This is a genomic window from Azospirillum canadense (assembly GCF_025961225.1).
In the GTDB taxonomy this organism is placed as follows: Bacteria; Pseudomonadota; Alphaproteobacteria; order Azospirillales; family Azospirillaceae; genus Azospirillum; species Azospirillum canadense.
The window spans coordinates 1,260,780-1,276,299 of sequence record NZ_JAOQNG010000007.1 but is presented as its reverse complement, the minus strand read 5'-3'; the positions used below and the strand labels follow the sequence as shown (position 1 = coordinate 1,276,299).

Here is a 15,520-nt window from a genome sequence, read left to right as displayed (position 1 = left end):
AAAGTCATGTCAAAGCTTTACCGCATCGGTCAGATCGTCCCGAGTTCCAACATCACCATGGAGACCGAGATCCCGGCGATGCTGGCCGCGCGCCAGTCGATCCGGCCGGAGCGCTTCACCTTCCATTCCAGCCGCATGCGGATGAAGACGGTGAAGAAGGAAGAGCTGGCGGCCATGGACGCGGAGTCCGACCGCTGCGCGGTCGAGCTGTCCGACGCCCGCGTGGATGTGCTGGGCTACGCCTGCCTCGTCGCCATCATGTCCATGGGGCTCGGCTACCACCGCAATTCCGAGGCGCGGCTGACCGCCAAGACCGCCGAGAACGACGCCCCGACGCCGGTCATCACCAGCGCCGGCGCCCTGGTGGACGCGCTGAAGGTGATGGGCGCCAAGCGCATCGCCATCGTCGCCCCCTACATGCGCCCGCTGACCGAGCTGGTCGTGAACTACATCCGCGCCGAAGGCTTCGAGGTGCAGGACTGGCGGGCGCTGGAGATCCCGGACAACCTGGACGTGGGTCGCCACGACCCGAACCGCCTGCCGGAGATCGTGCGCGGCATGAACCTGGACGGCGTGGACGTCGTCGTCCTGTCGGCCTGCGTGCAGATGCCCTCGCTGCTGGTGGTGCCGCGCGTGGAGGCGGAGACCGGCAAGCCGGTGCTGACCGCCGCCATCGCCACGACCTACGCCATGCTGAAGGCGCTCGACCTCGAACCGGTCGTGCCGGGGGCCGGCGCGCTCCTGTCCGGCGCCTATTGAGGGGAGGCGCCACCATGGCCGACGAGCAGACCGCCGAGGACAACTACAAGGGCGTGTGGGGCAACCGCATCGGCTTCGGCGCGAAGCCGGCGCTGCTGGTGATCGACTTCCTCCAGGGCTACACGACGGAGGGCGCGCCGCTCTACGCCCCCGGCGTGGTGCGCGCGGTGGAGGAGGCCGCCGGCCTGCTGGAGGCCGCGCGCCGGCACGGCGTGCCGGTGGTGCACACCAACATCCGTTATCACCCCGGCCATTTCGCCGATGGCGGCGTCTGGGTGCGCAAGGCCCCGGTGATGAAGGACATGGTGGAGGGCAACCCGCTCGCCGCCTTCTGCCCGCGGGTGCTGCCCCGCGCCGACGAGGTGGTGATCAGCAAGCAGTACGCCAGCGCCTTCTTCGGCACGAGCCTTGCGTCGATGCTGCACGCCCAGGGCATCGACACGGTCGTCCTGGCCGGCTGCTCGACCAGCGGCTGCATCCGCGCCTCGGCCGTGGACGCCGTCCAGCACGGCTTCCGCACCATCGTCGTGCGGGACTGCGTCGGCGACCGTCACGAGGGGCCGCACGAGGCCAACCTGTTCGACATCGACAGCAAATACGGCGACGTGGTGAGCAAACAGGAGGCAATTGCGCAGTTCGCACAACACGGAGCCTGAAGAACACGGCGGATCCTGGCGAAGCACGCTTCGACAGGCCGACGGGGGCGGTGCGCGGCCCAAAAATCCGGAAAAACCGGGACCAGCCATGCCGCGCAACGCCGTCGACGGGAAGACTGGGGCACAGCCCCGGCCCGACAAGCCGCCGGTGTGAGTGAGAGTACCAATGGGACGGGTTCACAACGCGTAAACGCGAATGGAGACGACTGGCATGTCCTATGCCCAAACCCCGGCCGAGGCTTCGGCGCTCGACACGACGCAGAATCTTTATAAGAAGATTACCTGGCGACTGGTTCCTTTTCTGTGCTTCTGCTATCTGGCGGCCTATCTCGACCGCATCAACATCAGCTTCGCCAAGCTGCAGATGATCGGCGACCTTCAGTTCAGCGAGGCCTCCTACGGGCTCGGCGCCGGGCTGTTTTTTGTCGGCTACATCCTGTTCGAGGTGCCCAGCAACCTCGTGCTGACCAAGGTCGGCGCGCGGGTCTGGATCGCCCGCATTATGATCACCTGGGGTTTGCTGTCGGCGGCGACCATGCTCGTCACCACCCCGACCCAATTCTACATCGTCCGTTTCCTGCTCGGCGCCGCCGAGGCCGGCTTCCTGCCGGGCGTTCTTTATTACCTAACCCTGTGGTTCCCCTCCTACCGCCGCGGGCGGATCATGGCCCTGTTCATCATCGGCCTGCCGCTGTCCAGCGTCATCGGCGGCCCGCTGTCCGGCTGGATCATGGGCCATTTCGACCAGGTGCACGGCCTGCGCGGCTGGCAGTGGCTCTTCCTGCTGGAGGCCATCCCCAGCGTGATCCTGGGCCTGCTGACCTTCGTCGCCCTGCCCAACTCCTACAAGGACGCCAAGTGGCTGAGCGATGACGAGAAGACCCAGCTCGCCACCGACCTGCGCGCCGACGACGCCGAGGCCAAGGGCGCCAAGCACAGCTTCAAGGAAGGCTTCTTCAACCTGAAGGTCTGGATGCTGGGCGGAATCGACTTCTCAATCCTGCTGACCGCCTACGCGCTGGGCTTCTGGCTGCCGACCTTCATCCGCAAGACCGGTGTGATCGACACCTTCCACATCGGCCTGCTGACGGCACTGCCGAACATCGCCGCCGTGATCGCCATCCTGCTGATTGGCGCCAGCTCCGACAAGCACCGCGAGCGCCGCTGGCACATCATCGTGCCCTTCCTGGCCGCCGCCGCCGCGATGTGCGTCAGCACCTTCTTTGCGGAGAACCTGGCCGCCACCGTGCTTCTGTTCTCCATCGCCTCCATCGGCGTCCTGGGGCCGCTTCCGGTCTATTTCAGCTTGCCGGCGACCTTCCTGAAGGGCACCGCCGCCGCTACCGGCTTCGCGCTGGCCATCTCGCTGGCGAGCATCGCCGGCCTGATCAGCAATTCGCTGATCGGTCTGGTGCTGGACCTGACGGGCAGCAGCGCCGCCGCCATGTGGTTCTTCGCCTTCTGCCTTCTGCTCGGCAGCCTGCTGGTCTTCGCCCTGCCAGCGAAGGTCGTCAACCGCTGAACCGATGGCTCCCGCCGGCCGTTTGCGACCGGCGGGAAACGGTTTATCAACTTTTCCGTGTTATGCAATCAGGGTCGGCACCATTCGGTGCCGGCCCTGATCGCGTGATCAGCGGCCGCGATCCTTCGCGGCACACGGCGGCTCCGCCAAACGCATTTCCGAGGCACAACCCATGACATCGATGTTCGGCGGCATCCGGGGCCGCCTTCTTCTGCTACCCCTAATTGCCGTTGCGGCGCTCGCCGGGGCCGGCGCGCTGACCGTCCAGTCGCTCGGCACGGTGATGCTGGAAGAGCGGCAGGCGCGCGCCCGCGTCGCCGTGGAAGCCGTGATCTCAATCATCGAGCGGTTCGAGCAGCGCGCCGCGAACGGCGAGATGCCGGTGGCCGACGCGCAGAAGGCGGCGCTCGATATCGCCCGCGCCATGCGCTACGACGGCACGGAATACGCGCTCGTCCTCGACCAGAAGGGCAACGTCCTGGCCCACTTCAACCCCCAAGTCGAGGGCAAGGCGATGTGGGACAGCCAGGACAAGGCCGGCCGCCATTTTGTCCGCGACGAAATCAAGGCGGCGCAGTCCGGCGGCGGCTATTCATCCTTCCAGTTCCCTAAGGCCGGTTCGTCCGAGCCGGTGGAGAAATCCGCCTACACCAAGGCGACCAAGGGCTGGAACTGGGTCGTCAGCTCCGGCGTCTACCTCGACACGGTCGAAGCGGCGCGCTGGAACAACCTCGTCAACATGGCGGGGACAGTGGCGGTGCTGGCGCTGGTCACCTTCGGCCTGGCGATCTGGATCGGCCGCCGCATCGCCGGCCCCATCCTGCGCCTGACCGACGTCACCAACCGCATCTCCGCCGACGACCTGTCCACCGACATCCCCTTCCTGTACCGCAGGGACGAGGTCGGCACGCTGGCCCGCGCGCTGGAGGTGTTCAAGCGCAACGGTCTGGAGATGCGCCGGCTTGAGGCCGAAGCCGCCGAGCAGAAGCAGCGGGCGGAGGCGGAGCGCCGCCGTGCCCTGCTCGACATGGCCGCCCATTTCGAGGCCAACGTCATGGGCATGGTGGACATCGTCTCCTCCGCCGCGACGGAGATGGAAGGCACCGCCACCGCCATGGCCGCCACGGCCGAGCAGTCAGGCCAGCAGGCCAAGGCCGTGTCCGCGGCGTCGGAGCGGGCCAGCACCAACGTCAACACCGTCGCCGCCGCGACGGAGGAGCTGTTCGCTTCCATTCACGAAATCGGCCGGCAGGTGTCCATGTCCACCGGCATCTCCGGCCAAGCGGTCGAGGAGGCGGCCAAGACCAACACCATGATCCAGAACCTCGCCACCGCGGCGCAGGAGATCGGGCAGGTGGTTGAATTGATCAACTCCATCGCCGGCCAGACCAACCTGCTGGCCCTGAACGCCACTATCGAGGCCGCCCGCGCCGGGGAGCACGGCAAGGGCTTCGCCGTCGTGGCGTCGGAGGTGAAGGCGCTGGCCAACCAGACCGCACGCGCGACCGAGGAAATCCAGGCCAAGGTGCAGGAGATCCAGCAGTTCACCGGCTCCACGGTCGCCGCGATCCAGGGGATCGGCGGCACCATCGCCACCGTCAGCGAGATCGCCACGGCCATCGCGTCGGCCGTGGAGGAACAGAGCGCCGCGACCAAGGACATCGGCAACAACATCCAGCAGGCCGCCGCCGGAACGCAGGAGGTCAACAGCAACATCGCGGGCGTCGCCGACTCCGTCCACGAGACCGGGTCCGCCGCGTCCCAGGTGCTGGGGGCGGCCGGCCAACTGGCCCAGGAAGCGGCCAGGCTGCGCGACGAAGTCGAAGGCTTCCTCAGCATGGTCCGCGCCGCCTGACCAAGTTTGTGTCCCTGAGGGCCGGGGCTAGGCCGGTCCGCTCCGCAGAAGGGAGCCCAGGCGGCGCAGCCCGGGCTCGATCCGGTGGGTGGCGATGGAGGTGAAGCCGAGGCGGAAGTGACGGCGCCCCTCGGCCGGATCGACGAAGAAGATGTCGCCCGCCTCGATCAGCACGCCCAGGTCCCGGGCCGCGCGGACGAGGTCGCGGCTCTCGGCCGGATCGACGAAGAAGATGTCGCCCGCCTCGATCAGCACGCCCAGGTCCCGGGCCGCGCGGACGAGGTCGCGGCTGTCGAGGCCCGGCGGGCCTTCGATCCAGAAGCTCTTCGCCCCGAAATCGCGCCGGAACCGGCAGCCGGGCAGCAGCTCCGGCAGCAGCTCGGCGATCCGCTCCGCCCGCTCCTGCAGGACGGTGGCCGTGCGGCGGAGATGCTGGCGGTAATGGCCGAGTTGGATGAAGGTGGCGAGGCTGCGCTGGTTGTTGGTCGGCGGGTGGCGCAGCATCAGCCGCCGCAGGACGCGCAGCTCGTCGACCACCGGCTTGGGCGCCACGACGTAGCCGATGCGCAGGCCCGGCGCCAGGACCTTGGAGAAGCTGCCGGTGTAGATCACGCGGTTGGCGCGGTCGAGGCTCTTCAGGCAGGGGAGGTCGGCGTCCCCCTCCACCGACAGGTCGGATTCATAGTCGTCCTCGACCAGAACGACGCCATGGCGGGACGCGGCGTCCAGCAGCTCGCGCCGCCGCCCGACCGGCATGACGGCCGTGGTCGGGCATTGATGGCCCACCGTCACGAAGGCGACCCGCCGGCTGGCGAACACGCCGTCGGGCACGACGCCGTATGTGTCGCAGGTCAGCGCGCGCATGTCCGCCGTCGCCATGCCGACCATGTGGCGCACGTCGGGATAGCCGGGATTCTCGATGCCGACCGGCGTGTCACGGCCGACCAGAAGCTGGACCAGCATCGACAGCGCGTGCTGCGACCCGATGGTGATGATGATCTCGCCCGGACCGGCGAAGATGCCGCGCCGGGGCAGCACCTTGTGGCACAGCTGGTCCAGCAGGTCGGGATCGTCGTCGTCGATCATGTCGCGGGCCCAGCGGGTGATTTCCTGCACGCTGGACGCCGCCTTCACGCTCTCCCGCCAGGGGTTGGTGGGGAACAGGCCGGGGTCGAACTGCCCGAACAGGAAGGGATAGGGATAGTCCGTCCAGTTGCGCGGCTTGGTGATCTGGGGCATCCGCGACGGCCGGATGGCGAAGCGCGCCGCCCAATCGTCCGGACCCTCTTCCACCGCCGTCCTGCCCTCCGTGGCGGCGACGAAGCAGCCGCTGCGCTCGCGCGCGACGAGAAGGCCGTCATCGATCAGATGCTGGTAGGCCGCGTTGACCGTGTTGCGCGAGATGCCCAGCGCCTCGGCAAGGCTGCGGCTTGAGGGCACCCGCATGTCGGGCGCCAGCAGGCCGGTTTCGATGGCGTCGGCGATGATGCCGCGGACGCGCGCGCTCAACCCTTGCGGGTCACGCTCCATCCCACCGAACAGAAGCCGCCAGGCGGTGTCAATCTGCATGCTGCCAACCGTCTTTCGAATTCGGATATCCCGACCGGGCCTGCCCGCCCCGGTATGCACAAAAGCAAGAAGGGTGCCGGTCGACGCGGGCCGGGAAAGCGGTCGCTACGGCGGGCGCCCTGATTGCCGGATGGGCGCTTGCCCAAACGGGCGCCACTTGGCGCGTGATGCGGCAGCGGATCGGGCGCCGGACCAGTCACCGCCGCAAACCGCAGGGATCTGGACCTTTCGGCGGGGGGAGCGCTGGGTCCTAATGGCCACATCGGAACGATCGGCCTCGACGGAGCCCCCCGCCATGACCTTCAGCAAAAGCCTGCTCGCCACCGCGGTCATCACCTTCGGCGCGCTGATCGGGGCGTCCGCCCCGGCCGTGGCCGCGGACAAGACCGTCACCTTCGCCTACCAGGACATGATGACCCCCATCCGCGTGCTGATGGAAAGCGGGGATCTGGAGAAGAAGACCGGCTACACGGTGAAGTGGGTCAAGTTCGGCGGCGGCGGCGACGTGATCCGCGCCATGTCGTCGGGCAACGTCGATGTGGGCGAGGCCGGCTCCTCCCCCATCGCGGCGGCGGCTTCGCAAGGGCTGCCGATCACGCTGTTCTGGATCCTCGACGACATCGCCAACGCCGAACAGCTGGTCGCCCGCAACGGCAGCGGCATCAAGACCATCGCCGACCTGAAGGGCAAGACGGTCGCGGTGCCTTTCGTCTCCACCTCCCACTACCAGCTGATGTACGCGCTGCAGGAGGCGGGGCTGTCGGGCAAGGACGTCAAGCTGCTGAACATGCGCCCGCCGGAAATCGCCGCCGCCTGGGAGCGCGGCGACATCGACGCCACCTTCATCTGGGCGCCGGTCCTGACCACCGCGAAGAAGAACGGCACCGTCATCGCCAGCGCCGGCGACTTCGCCAAGAAGGGCAAGGCGACCTTCGACGGCATCGTCGCGACCAAGGCCTTCATGGCCGCCAACCCGGATTTCATGGTCACCTTCGTCAAGCTGCTGGCCGCGGCCGACGCCGACTACGCCAAGACCGGCAAGGGCTGGACCGAAGGGTCGCCGCAGGTGGCGGCCATCGCCAAATGGACCGGCGCCGCCCCGGCCGACGTGCCGGAGGGGCTGGCCGCCTACCGCTTCCCGACGCTTGAGGAGCAGGCGTCCAAGGAATGGCTGGGCGGAGGTGCTGCGGAGGCGCTGAAGTCGACCGCCGAGTTCCTGAAAAGCCAGGGCCGCGTCACCGAACTGGCCCCCGACTACGGCCCCTTCGTGACCGCCGACGTGGTCAAGGCGGCGGCCAAGTAAACGGTCCGGCCGTTCGCCCCCGGTTCATCCTCCTCTCACGTCAGGAAGCCGCCCATGCTCGAAGTCCGCAATGTCAGCGTCCAGTATGGCGGCGGCGAAAGCAGCACCGTCGCCCTGTCCTGGGTCAACCTGACGATCGAACCGGGGGAGTTCGTGGTGGCGCTCGGCGCGTCGGGCTGCGGCAAGACCACCCTGCTGTCCTGCATCGCCGGCTTCCTGCCGGCGACCGACGGGGAGATCCTGCTGGACGGAAAGCCGGTCACCGGGCCGGGGGCCGACCGCGGCGTGGTGTTCCAGCGCCACGCGCTGATGCCGTGGCTGAGCGTGGTCGACAACGTCGCCTTCGGCCTGAGGATGCAGGGCATGCCCAAGGCCGAACGGACGCAGCGCGCCCGCAGCATGCTGGAGCTGGTCGGGCTTGCCGCCTTCGCCGACAAGAAGATCTACGAGCTGTCGGGCGGCATGCAACAGCGCGTCGGCATCGCCCGCGCGCTGGCCGCCGACCCGCGCATGCTGCTGATGGACGAACCGCTGGGCGCGCTGGACGCCTTCACTCGCGAGCAGATCCAGGAGCTGATCCTGCGGGTGTGGGCCGAGACGCGCAAGATGGCCTTCTTCATCACCCACGAGGTGGAGGAGGCGATTTTTCTCGCCACCAAGCTGATCATCATGACGCCGCGCCCCGGCCGGGTCGCGCAGGAGATTCCGCTGGATTTCAGCCGGCGCTTCCTGGCCGGGCAGGACGCGCGCTCCGTCAAATCCTCCCCCGATTTCATCGCGATGCGCGAACGGGTCCTGGGCTTCATCCACGACCGCAGCGCCACCGTCGCAGGAGAGGCCGCATGAAACCGACCGGCACGGACCAAGCGAAAGCCGAAAACCTCGCCGGCCTGCCCGGCGGGATGGTGCCGCTCCGCCGGATGCGCCGGCGGATGCAGGGCTTCCGGCCGCAGCCGGCGCTGATCAGCATGGCCGCCATCCTCGCGGCCCTGGCCCTGTGGGCGGCGCTCACCAGCCAGGGGCTGGTCAAGCCGCTGTTCCTGCCCCGGATCGGAACGGTCTTCCAGGCTTTCCTCGACGCGGTGGACGGGCGGATCGACGGCGCGCCGCTGACCGAGCACATCGCCATGAGCCTCGTGCGCGTGGTCAGCGCCTTCCTGCTGGCGGCCCTGGTCGGCGTTCCGGTGGGCCTCGCCACCGGGCTCAGCCCCGGACTGCGCGCGGCGCTGGACCCCTTCATCGAATTCTACCGGCCGCTGCCGCCGCTGGCCTACCTGCCGCTGGTCATCATCTGGTTCGGCATCGGCGAGACATCGAAGGTCCTGCTGATCTTCTTCGCCTGCTTCGCGCCGGTGGCGCTGGCGGCGCGGGCCGGCGTGTCGGCGGCCGCGGCCGACCAGGTCAACGCGGCCCGCGCGCTCGGCGCCAGCCGCTGGCAGGTGGTGGTGCATGTGGTGCTGCCGGCGGCGCTGCCGGACATCCTCGTCGGGCTGCGGATCGGCATGGGGGTGGGCTGGACCACCCTGGTCGCCGCGGAGATGGTGGCCGCCTCCACCGGCATCGGCCAGATGGTGCTGAACGCCTCCAACTTCCTGCGCACCGACATCGTTCTGATGGGGATCTTCGTCATCGGCTTCTTCGCCGCCCTGTTCGAATTCGGCATGCGCTGGCTGGAACGCCGTCTGGTGCCCTGGAAGGGCAAGGTCTGAGGGTCTTTCCGGAAAGCGATGCCCGCGATGTCCATGGTCCTTTTTGGGGGCGTCACCTTCCTGGCCGCCGCCTTCCGCGGGGTGACGGGGTTCGGTTACGCCCTGATCGCGGCGCTGGGCCTGCTGTTCCTGCCGTCGCCCGCGGCCGGCGTTCCCTTCATCCTGGTCAGCGACCTGCTGCTCACCGGTTTCCTGCTGCTGGACCGCGACCAGGGTGCGGTGGATTGGGCGGTGGCGCGGCTTCTGCTGACGATGGGCTTCGCCGGCGCCCTGTGCGGCAGCGTGGTCGCCGCCATACTCGACGACGGGACCGCAAGGCTGCTGGTCGCCGTCACCATCTTCGCGGCGGCCTGCGTCGCCCTGGTGCGGGAGCCGCCGCCCTGGCTGCGGCACCGCGGCGTCGGGGCGGGCATCGCCTTCGTCGTCGGCGTCCTGCTCGCCGCCTTCGCGGTCGGGGGGCCGCTGATCGCCGCGTGGCTGCTCGCCGGCGGCCGCGACCGCCGGACCATCAAGGGCACGCTGGCCGTGTTCTTCGGCGCGATCGACGCGCTGAGCCTCGCCGGGCGCGGCCTGGTGGGGGCGATCGACCCGGGCGTCGTCGGCCTGCTGGCGACCCACACGGCCCCCACCCTGGCCGGCTTCGCCGCCGGCCGCCTGCTGGCCGCGCGCCTGAGTTTCGACGGCTGGCGGCGGCTGGCCTCCGGGGGCCTGCTCGCCGTCGCGGTGGCGGGCCTGATCCAGACCGTCGTCGCGCTCGGATACAGCTTCAACCCATCATGAGGACAAGCGGAACCATGCCCAAAACAGCCATCGTCACCGGTGCCACCTCCGGCTTCGGCGACGCCATCGCGCGGCGCCTCGCTGCCGACGGCTGGCGGATCGTCGCCACCGGCCGGCGGCGCGACCGGCTCGACGCCCTGGCCGACACTCTGGGCAAACCGGACATCGTCCACCCGCTCTGCTTCGACATCCGCGACGAAGCGGCGACGCGCGCGGCGCTCCAGTCCCTGCCGGAGGAGTTCCAGGACATCGCGGTCCTGGTCAACAACGCCGGGCTCGCGCTGGGCACCGGGCCGGCGCAGGACTGCGACCTGGAGCAGTGGCGGGCGATGATCGACACCAACATCACCGGGCTGGTCACCATCACCCGGCTGCTGCTGGACCGCCTGATCGCGCGGCGCGGGTTGATCGTCAACCTCGCCTCCATCGCCTCCAACTGGCCCTATCCGGGCGGCAACGTCTATGGCGGCACCAAGGCCTTCGTGAAGCAGTTCTCGCTCGACCTGCGCTGCGACCTGGCGGCGCACGGCGTGCGCGTCACCTCCATCGAGCCCGGCCTGTCGGAGAGCGAGTTCACCCTGGTGCGCACCGGCGGCGACACGGCCGCCTATGACGCGCTCTACGCCGGCGCCAACCCGCTGCAGCCGGAGGACATCGCCGAGACGGTGCGCTGGGTGGTCTCGCTGCCGCCGCACGTCGCCATCAACAGCCTGGAAATCATGCCGGTCAGCCAGTCCTGGTCGCCGTTCAGGATCCAGCGCGACACGCCGGCATGACGCGTCCCCAACCGACACCGCATCCCACCCGAGGAGAAGACCGATGGATGACGTCCTTCGGACCGACCAGTCGCGCCCCAATGATACCCGGCCCAACGACATCCGCCACGTCATCGAGGCCGACCGCGCCCACGTCTGGCACCACCTGACCCAGCACAAGGGGTTCGAAGCCAACGACCCGCGGATCTTCGTCGAAGGCAAGGGGATGCGGCTGTGGGACGCCACGGGGCGTGAGTATCTCGACGCCGTGTCGGGCGGCGTCTGGACGGTCAACGTCGGCTATGGCCGGACCAGCATCGCCGACGCGGTGCGCGACCAGCTGGTCAAGCTGAACTATTTCGCCAATTCCGCCGGGTCGATCGCCGGCGCCCGCTTCGCCGAAAAGCTGATCGGCAAGATGCCGGGTATGAGCCGCGTCTACTATTCCAATTCCGGCTCGGAGGCGAACGAGAAGGTGTTCAAGATGGTGCGCCAGATCGCGCACCGGCACCATGGCGGACGCAAGCACAAGATCCTCTACCGCGAGCGCGACTACCACGGCACGACGCTGGGCACGCTGGCGGCGGCCGGGCAGGCGCAACGGCGCGAGCAGTTCGGCCCCTTCCCCGACGGCTTCGTCGAGGTGCCGCATTGCCTGGAATACCGCAGCCAATTCGGTGCGGTGGAGAATTACGGCGAACTGGCCGCCGACGCCATCGAGGCGGTCATCCTGCGCGAGGGGCCGGACACGGTCGGCGCCCTGTGCCTGGAGCCGATCACCGCTGGCGGTGGCGTCATCACCCCGCCGAAGGGCTATTGGGACAAGGTGCAGGACATCTGCCGCCGCCACGGCGTGCTGCTGCACATCGACGAGGTGGTCTGCGGCGTCGGGCGCACCGGCGAATGGTTCGGCTACCAACAATACGGCGTGCGGCCGGACTTCGTCACCATGGCGAAGGGCGTGGCGTCCGGCTACGCCGCGATCTCCTGCACCGTCACGACCGAGCGCATCTTCGAGCTGTTCAAGGACGCTCCGGACGACCCGATGTCCTTCTTCCGCGACATCTCGACCTTCGGCGGCTGCGTCGCCGGCCCAGCGGCAGCGCTGGAGAACATGCGCATCATCGAGGACGAGGGCCTCATCGCCAACACCCGCGCCATGGGCGAGCGGCTGCTGTCAGGCCTATGGAACTTGGCGGAGCGTCACTCCGCCGTCGGCGACGTCCGCGGCAAGGGGCTGTTCTGCGGCGTGGAGCTGGTGCAGGACCGCACCACCAAGGAAGCGGCCGACGAAAGGCAGGTGCAGACGGTCGTCGCTGACTGCATGGCGAACGGCGTCATCATCGGCGCCACCAACCGATCGCTGCCCGGCCTGAACAACACCCTGTGCCTCAGCCCTGCGCTGATCGCCACGACCGATGACATCGACCGCATCGTCGCCGCGGTCGACGGTGCCTTGTCGCGTGTTTTTCACTGACATGGAGGGCGGTTCAAGGCCGGCCGGGTGCGCGGGGACGCCCGGCCGGCCTTGTTGAAATCCGTGACGAATTACCGATACGGCGCCAATTGACAGGCCGGGCCGTTTGGGCGAATGCAGATTTCCCTATGCGGCGCAAAGCAAGGCGGTGGCGGGCATGACCGAAAGAGCGGGAAAGATCATGCTCGTTCTGGGCTCGGGCCTGGGGATGTATTTCAGCATCGGCATCGTCCTGATTTACGGTTTTAGTGTTTTTATTATACCAATCGTCGAGGAAACCGGCTGGAATCGGACATCCGTGGCCGCCGTCGTGGCGCCCGTCGCTTTTCTGAACGGCCTGATGGCGCCGGTCGTCGGCGCACTGTGGACCGGTACGGTCCACGCGCGGTGCTCATCGTGTCGTCCATCGGGATGGCCGCGGGCCTTGTCGGCGTCGGGCTTCTGCCGCGAGACCTGCCCAGCTTCGCTTTCGCCGTCGTTGCGGCGAGCCTTTTGGGCTCGGCCCAGACCGGCGTGCCTTACACGCATGTGGTGGTTGGGTGGTTCCAACGGCAACGCGGCTTGGCCTTGGGCGTCATGCTCTCCTTTGTCGGGCTAGGCATCGCCACCGTTCCGCCGACCCTTTCGATGATCATTTCCACGTGGGGCTGGCGGTCCGCCTTTGTCGTGGCCGGTATGGCATCGATGCTCGTGCCGCTTCCGGTTGCACTGTTCGTGATCCGCGATCCACCGAAGCGCCAGCACTCGCAGGAGGTTGCGGGCTACACATTGAGGGAAGCCGTCGCGACCTCCAGCTTTTGGCTGATGATCGATGCCTTCCTCTTCAACTATCTCGCCGCGGCGGCCGGCTCCATTTCGCTGCCCACGATCCTGGAGGACCGGGGCATGTCCGCCCCCGGGGCGGCCGGCGCCATGACGGTCGTCGGCGCCGCCTTCATCGCCGCACGCCTTGGATTCGGCGCGCTGCTCGATCGGTTCCCGCCTACCGCTTTGACCTGCATCTTCTTTCTGTTCCCGTCCGTGGGGCATGTGCTGCTTGCAAGCTCCGACAGCGTTGCGGCCGCCTATGTCAGCGGGATTTTCTTCGGGCTGGCCACCGGAGCCGAGGGCGATGCCATGGGCTATCTGCTGGCCAAGCGCTTCGGCATGCGCAGTTTCGGGGCCATATTCGGCGTCAATTACTTCGCCTTCACCTGCGGAGCGGGGCTTGGCCCGGCGGTCCTCAACACCATCGCGGCGGAGGGCACACGCTACGCCGAAGCCTTTGCGATCTTTACGATGCTCGGCATGCTCGCCCCAATATTGCTCGTGATCGATTGGGGTACCAACCGCCGTCGGCGGTCCTGCATGAACTCCCGGCGATAAGTCAAGCCGTCGATTTTTACCGCGCTTTACCCCGATTAACCGGTCGGCCGATGGTGGCGGACTATCTGTCTCTGCGCCACCGAAGCCCATGACGGCGCCCGTGGCGGCGCCCGGTGCGGCCTGGAAAACCCAAAACAGCGGAGGCAGGTCATGAGCAGTCCCGACTGGGAGCTATCCCGCCGCGAGTTCGTTGCCGGAGGAGCGTCACTGTCCGCGATGGCGTCGACGCCAATCTTCGGCACGGCACAGGCCGCCGACACGCCCGCGCCCAGCGCCGCGCCCACGAGGAACGTCACTATGGAAGCCAACCCGATGATGACCGTCACCATGGACATCAACGGCCGTTCCCGGTCCCTGACGCTCGACACGCGAACGAGCCTTCTCGACGCCCTGCGGGAGCATCTTCAGCTGACCGGCACCAAAAAGGGCTGCGACCACGGGCACTGCGGCGCCTGCACGGTGCTGGTGAACGGCATCCGCATCAACGCCTGCCTCAGCCTTGCCGTCATGCACGACGGCGACCGCGTCACGACGGTCGAGGGCCTCGGCACGCCGGACGCGCTGCATCCGATGCAGGCCGCCTTCCTGAAGCACGACGGCTTTCAATGCGGCTATTGCACCCCCGGCCAGATCTGTTCGGCCGTGGCTCTGCTCGCGGAGATCGAGAAAGGCGTTCCGAGCCACGTCACCGACGACATCGCCGCGCCGATGAAGCTCACCAACCTGGAGCTGCGCGAACGGATGAGCGGCAACATCTGCCGCTGCGGCGCCTATTCCAACATCGCCGAAGCCATCACCGAAGTGGCGGGAGCCAAGGCATGATCCCATTCACCTACGAACGGGCGAAAAGCCCGGCCGAGGCCGTCAAGGCAATCGCGTCCACGCCCGGCGCCAAGTTCATCGCCGGGGGCACGAACCTTCTCGACCTGATGAAGTTCCAAATCGAGACTCCCACCCATCTGGTGGACATCCGCGGCCTTCCGCTCACCACCATCGAGGACAGCGCGGACGGCGGGCTCAGGATCGGCGCGCTGGTCACCAACACCGACCTCGCGTCCCACCCGCGGGTGAAGCGCGAGTATGCGGTCCTCTCCCGCGCGATCGTGGCGGGTGCCACCGGCCAGCTCCGCAACAAGGCGTCGACGGGGGGCAATCTCCTGCAACGCAACCGCTGCCCGTATTTCTACAACACCGACATGCCGTGCAACAAACGCGTGCCCGGGTCCGGCTGCTCGGCCATGGGCGGCGTGTCGCGCTCGCTCGCGGTAATCGGCACGAGCGAGGGCTGCATCGCCCAGAATCCAGGCGACATGGCCGTCGCGCTCACCGTTCTCGACGCCACGGTGGAGACGATGGACGCCGCCGGGCGGACCCGCAGCATCCCGATCGCCGATTTCCACCGCCTTCCCGGCAACACGCCGGAGGTCGAGTTCGCGCTCGAGCCCGGCGAATTGATCACCGCCGTCACGCTGCCGCCGCCGCTCGGCGGCTCGCACCATTACCACAAGGTGCGCGACCGCGCGTCCTACGCCTTCGCGATCGTCTCGGTTGCGGCGGTCCTCCAGAAGGACGGAACGGGCCGCGTCGCGTTCGGCAGCGTCGCGCCACGGCCATGGCGGGTCAAGGCGGCGGAAGCGGCCCTGCCCAAGGGGCCGGCCGCCGTGGTGTCCGCCGCCTTCGAAGGAGCCACCCCGACGAAGGACAACGCGTTCAAGATCCCGCTCGCGGAGCGCACGCTCGCGCTGGTGGTTGCTGAAAGGAGAGTGTAAG

The 15,520-nt window shown here is 68.2% G+C and carries 14 protein-coding genes; 13 read left to right on the top strand and 1 reads right to left on the bottom strand.

The genetic code is table 11. The features are described from left to right. Positions 1–6: 6 nt before the first annotated feature. From M2351_RS33565 to M2351_RS33550, 4 genes are all read left to right on the top strand, one after another. Positions 7–759, top strand: coding sequence for a maleate cis-trans isomerase family protein (locus M2351_RS33565; protein ID WP_319801957.1), 753 nt, complete (start codon positions 7–9; stop codon positions 757–759). A gap of 14 nt (positions 760–773) precedes the next feature. Next, on the top strand, positions 774–1,415 hold the full coding sequence (locus tag M2351_RS33560) for an N-carbamoylsarcosine amidohydrolase (RefSeq protein ID WP_264660323.1): 642 nt from the start codon (positions 774–776) through the stop codon (positions 1,413–1,415). Positions 1,416–1,626: 211 nt separating this feature from the next. Continuing rightward, complete coding sequence (locus M2351_RS33555) at positions 1,627–2,937, top strand: MFS transporter (RefSeq protein ID WP_264660322.1); 1,311 nt, start codon at positions 1,627–1,629, stop codon at positions 2,935–2,937. A 172-nt stretch (positions 2,938–3,109) separates the two neighbouring features. Continuing rightward, positions 3,110–4,792: a methyl-accepting chemotaxis protein gene (locus M2351_RS33550; RefSeq protein WP_264660321.1), complete on the top strand. Its 1,683-nt coding sequence runs from the start codon at positions 3,110–3,112 to the stop codon at positions 4,790–4,792. Positions 4,793–4,819: 27 nt separating this feature from the next. Here M2351_RS33550 and M2351_RS33545 read toward each other — a convergent pair whose 3' ends face one another. Further along, the gene (locus M2351_RS33545) at positions 4,820–6,361 is read right to left on the bottom strand and encodes an aminotransferase-like domain-containing protein (protein WP_264660320.1); all 1,542 of its coding nucleotides are present in this window, start codon (positions 6,359–6,361) and stop codon (positions 4,820–4,822) included. 295 nt (positions 6,362–6,656) lie between these two features. On the opposite strand from M2351_RS33545, the gene tauA reads away from it, so the two are divergent. The 9 genes from tauA to M2351_RS33500 all read left to right on the top strand — a co-directional run bounded on the left by tauA (position 6,657) and on the right by M2351_RS33500 (position 15,519). Next, positions 6,657–7,664 (top strand): taurine ABC transporter substrate-binding protein, encoded by a 1,008-nt coding sequence (gene tauA / locus M2351_RS33540; protein ID WP_264660319.1) that lies wholly within the window; start codon positions 6,657–6,659, stop codon positions 7,662–7,664. Positions 7,665–7,718: 54 nt separating this feature from the next. Further along, positions 7,719–8,510 carry a taurine ABC transporter ATP-binding subunit gene (gene tauB, locus M2351_RS33535; RefSeq protein ID WP_264660318.1) on the top strand — a complete coding sequence of 264 codons (792 nt, stop codon included), beginning with the start codon at positions 7,719–7,721 and terminating at the stop codon, positions 8,508–8,510. Next, entirely contained in the window at positions 8,507–9,373 is an 867-nt protein-coding gene (locus M2351_RS33530; protein WP_264660317.1) for an ABC transporter permease subunit, read from the top strand. Before tauB ends, M2351_RS33530 begins: the two co-directional genes overlap by 4 nt. Positions 9,374–9,400: 27 nt before the next feature. Then, positions 9,401–10,153 carry a sulfite exporter TauE/SafE family protein gene (locus M2351_RS33525; protein ID WP_264660316.1) on the top strand — a complete coding sequence of 251 codons (753 nt, stop codon included), beginning with the start codon at positions 9,401–9,403 and terminating at the stop codon, positions 10,151–10,153. Positions 10,154–10,167: 14 nt separating this feature from the next. Continuing rightward, positions 10,168–10,929 carry an SDR family NAD(P)-dependent oxidoreductase gene (locus M2351_RS33520; RefSeq protein ID WP_264660315.1) on the top strand — a complete coding sequence of 254 codons (762 nt, stop codon included), beginning with the start codon at positions 10,168–10,170 and terminating at the stop codon, positions 10,927–10,929. A 43-nt stretch (positions 10,930–10,972) separates the two neighbouring features. Continuing rightward, entirely contained in the window at positions 10,973–12,385 is a 1,413-nt protein-coding gene (locus tag M2351_RS33515; RefSeq protein ID WP_264660314.1) for an aminotransferase family protein, read from the top strand. Positions 12,386–12,748: 363 nt separating this feature from the next. Then, positions 12,749–13,750, top strand: a complete 1,002-nt coding sequence (locus tag M2351_RS33510) for an MFS transporter (protein ID WP_264660313.1) — start codon at positions 12,749–12,751, stop codon at positions 13,748–13,750. A 150-nt stretch (positions 13,751–13,900) separates the two neighbouring features. Next, positions 13,901–14,572: an aldehyde dehydrogenase iron-sulfur subunit PaoA gene (gene paoA / locus M2351_RS33505; RefSeq protein WP_264660312.1), complete on the top strand. Its 672-nt coding sequence runs from the start codon at positions 13,901–13,903 to the stop codon at positions 14,570–14,572. Next, positions 14,569–15,519 carry an FAD binding domain-containing protein gene (locus tag M2351_RS33500; RefSeq protein WP_264660311.1) on the top strand — a complete coding sequence of 317 codons (951 nt, stop codon included), beginning with the start codon at positions 14,569–14,571 and terminating at the stop codon, positions 15,517–15,519. The genes paoA and M2351_RS33500 overlap by 4 nt, the downstream gene beginning before the upstream one ends. Position 15,520 lies beyond the last annotated feature (1 nt).

Coding starts and splice junctions, on each gene's coding strand:
- M2351_RS33565 (WP_319801957.1), top strand. CDS start 7: ATGTCAAAGCTTTACCGCATCGGTCAGATCGTCCCGAGTTCCAACATC.
- M2351_RS33560 (WP_264660323.1), top strand. CDS start 774: ATGGCCGACGAGCAGACCGCCGAGGACAACTACAAGGGCGTGTGGGGC.
- M2351_RS33555 (WP_264660322.1), top strand. CDS start 1,627: ATGTCCTATGCCCAAACCCCGGCCGAGGCTTCGGCGCTCGACACGACG.
- M2351_RS33550 (WP_264660321.1), top strand. CDS start 3,110: ATGACATCGATGTTCGGCGGCATCCGGGGCCGCCTTCTTCTGCTACCC.
- M2351_RS33545 (WP_264660320.1), bottom strand. CDS start 6,361: ATGCAGATTGACACCGCCTGGCGGCTTCTGTTCGGTGGGATGGAGCGT.
- tauA (WP_264660319.1), top strand. CDS start 6,657: ATGACCTTCAGCAAAAGCCTGCTCGCCACCGCGGTCATCACCTTCGGC.
- tauB (WP_264660318.1), top strand. CDS start 7,719: ATGCTCGAAGTCCGCAATGTCAGCGTCCAGTATGGCGGCGGCGAAAGC.
- M2351_RS33530 (WP_264660317.1), top strand. CDS start 8,507: ATGAAACCGACCGGCACGGACCAAGCGAAAGCCGAAAACCTCGCCGGC.
- M2351_RS33525 (WP_264660316.1), top strand. CDS start 9,401: ATGTCCATGGTCCTTTTTGGGGGCGTCACCTTCCTGGCCGCCGCCTTC.
- M2351_RS33520 (WP_264660315.1), top strand. CDS start 10,168: ATGCCCAAAACAGCCATCGTCACCGGTGCCACCTCCGGCTTCGGCGAC.
- M2351_RS33515 (WP_264660314.1), top strand. CDS start 10,973: ATGGATGACGTCCTTCGGACCGACCAGTCGCGCCCCAATGATACCCGG.
- paoA (WP_264660312.1), top strand. CDS start 13,901: ATGAGCAGTCCCGACTGGGAGCTATCCCGCCGCGAGTTCGTTGCCGGA.
- M2351_RS33500 (WP_264660311.1), top strand. CDS start 14,569: ATGATCCCATTCACCTACGAACGGGCGAAAAGCCCGGCCGAGGCCGTC.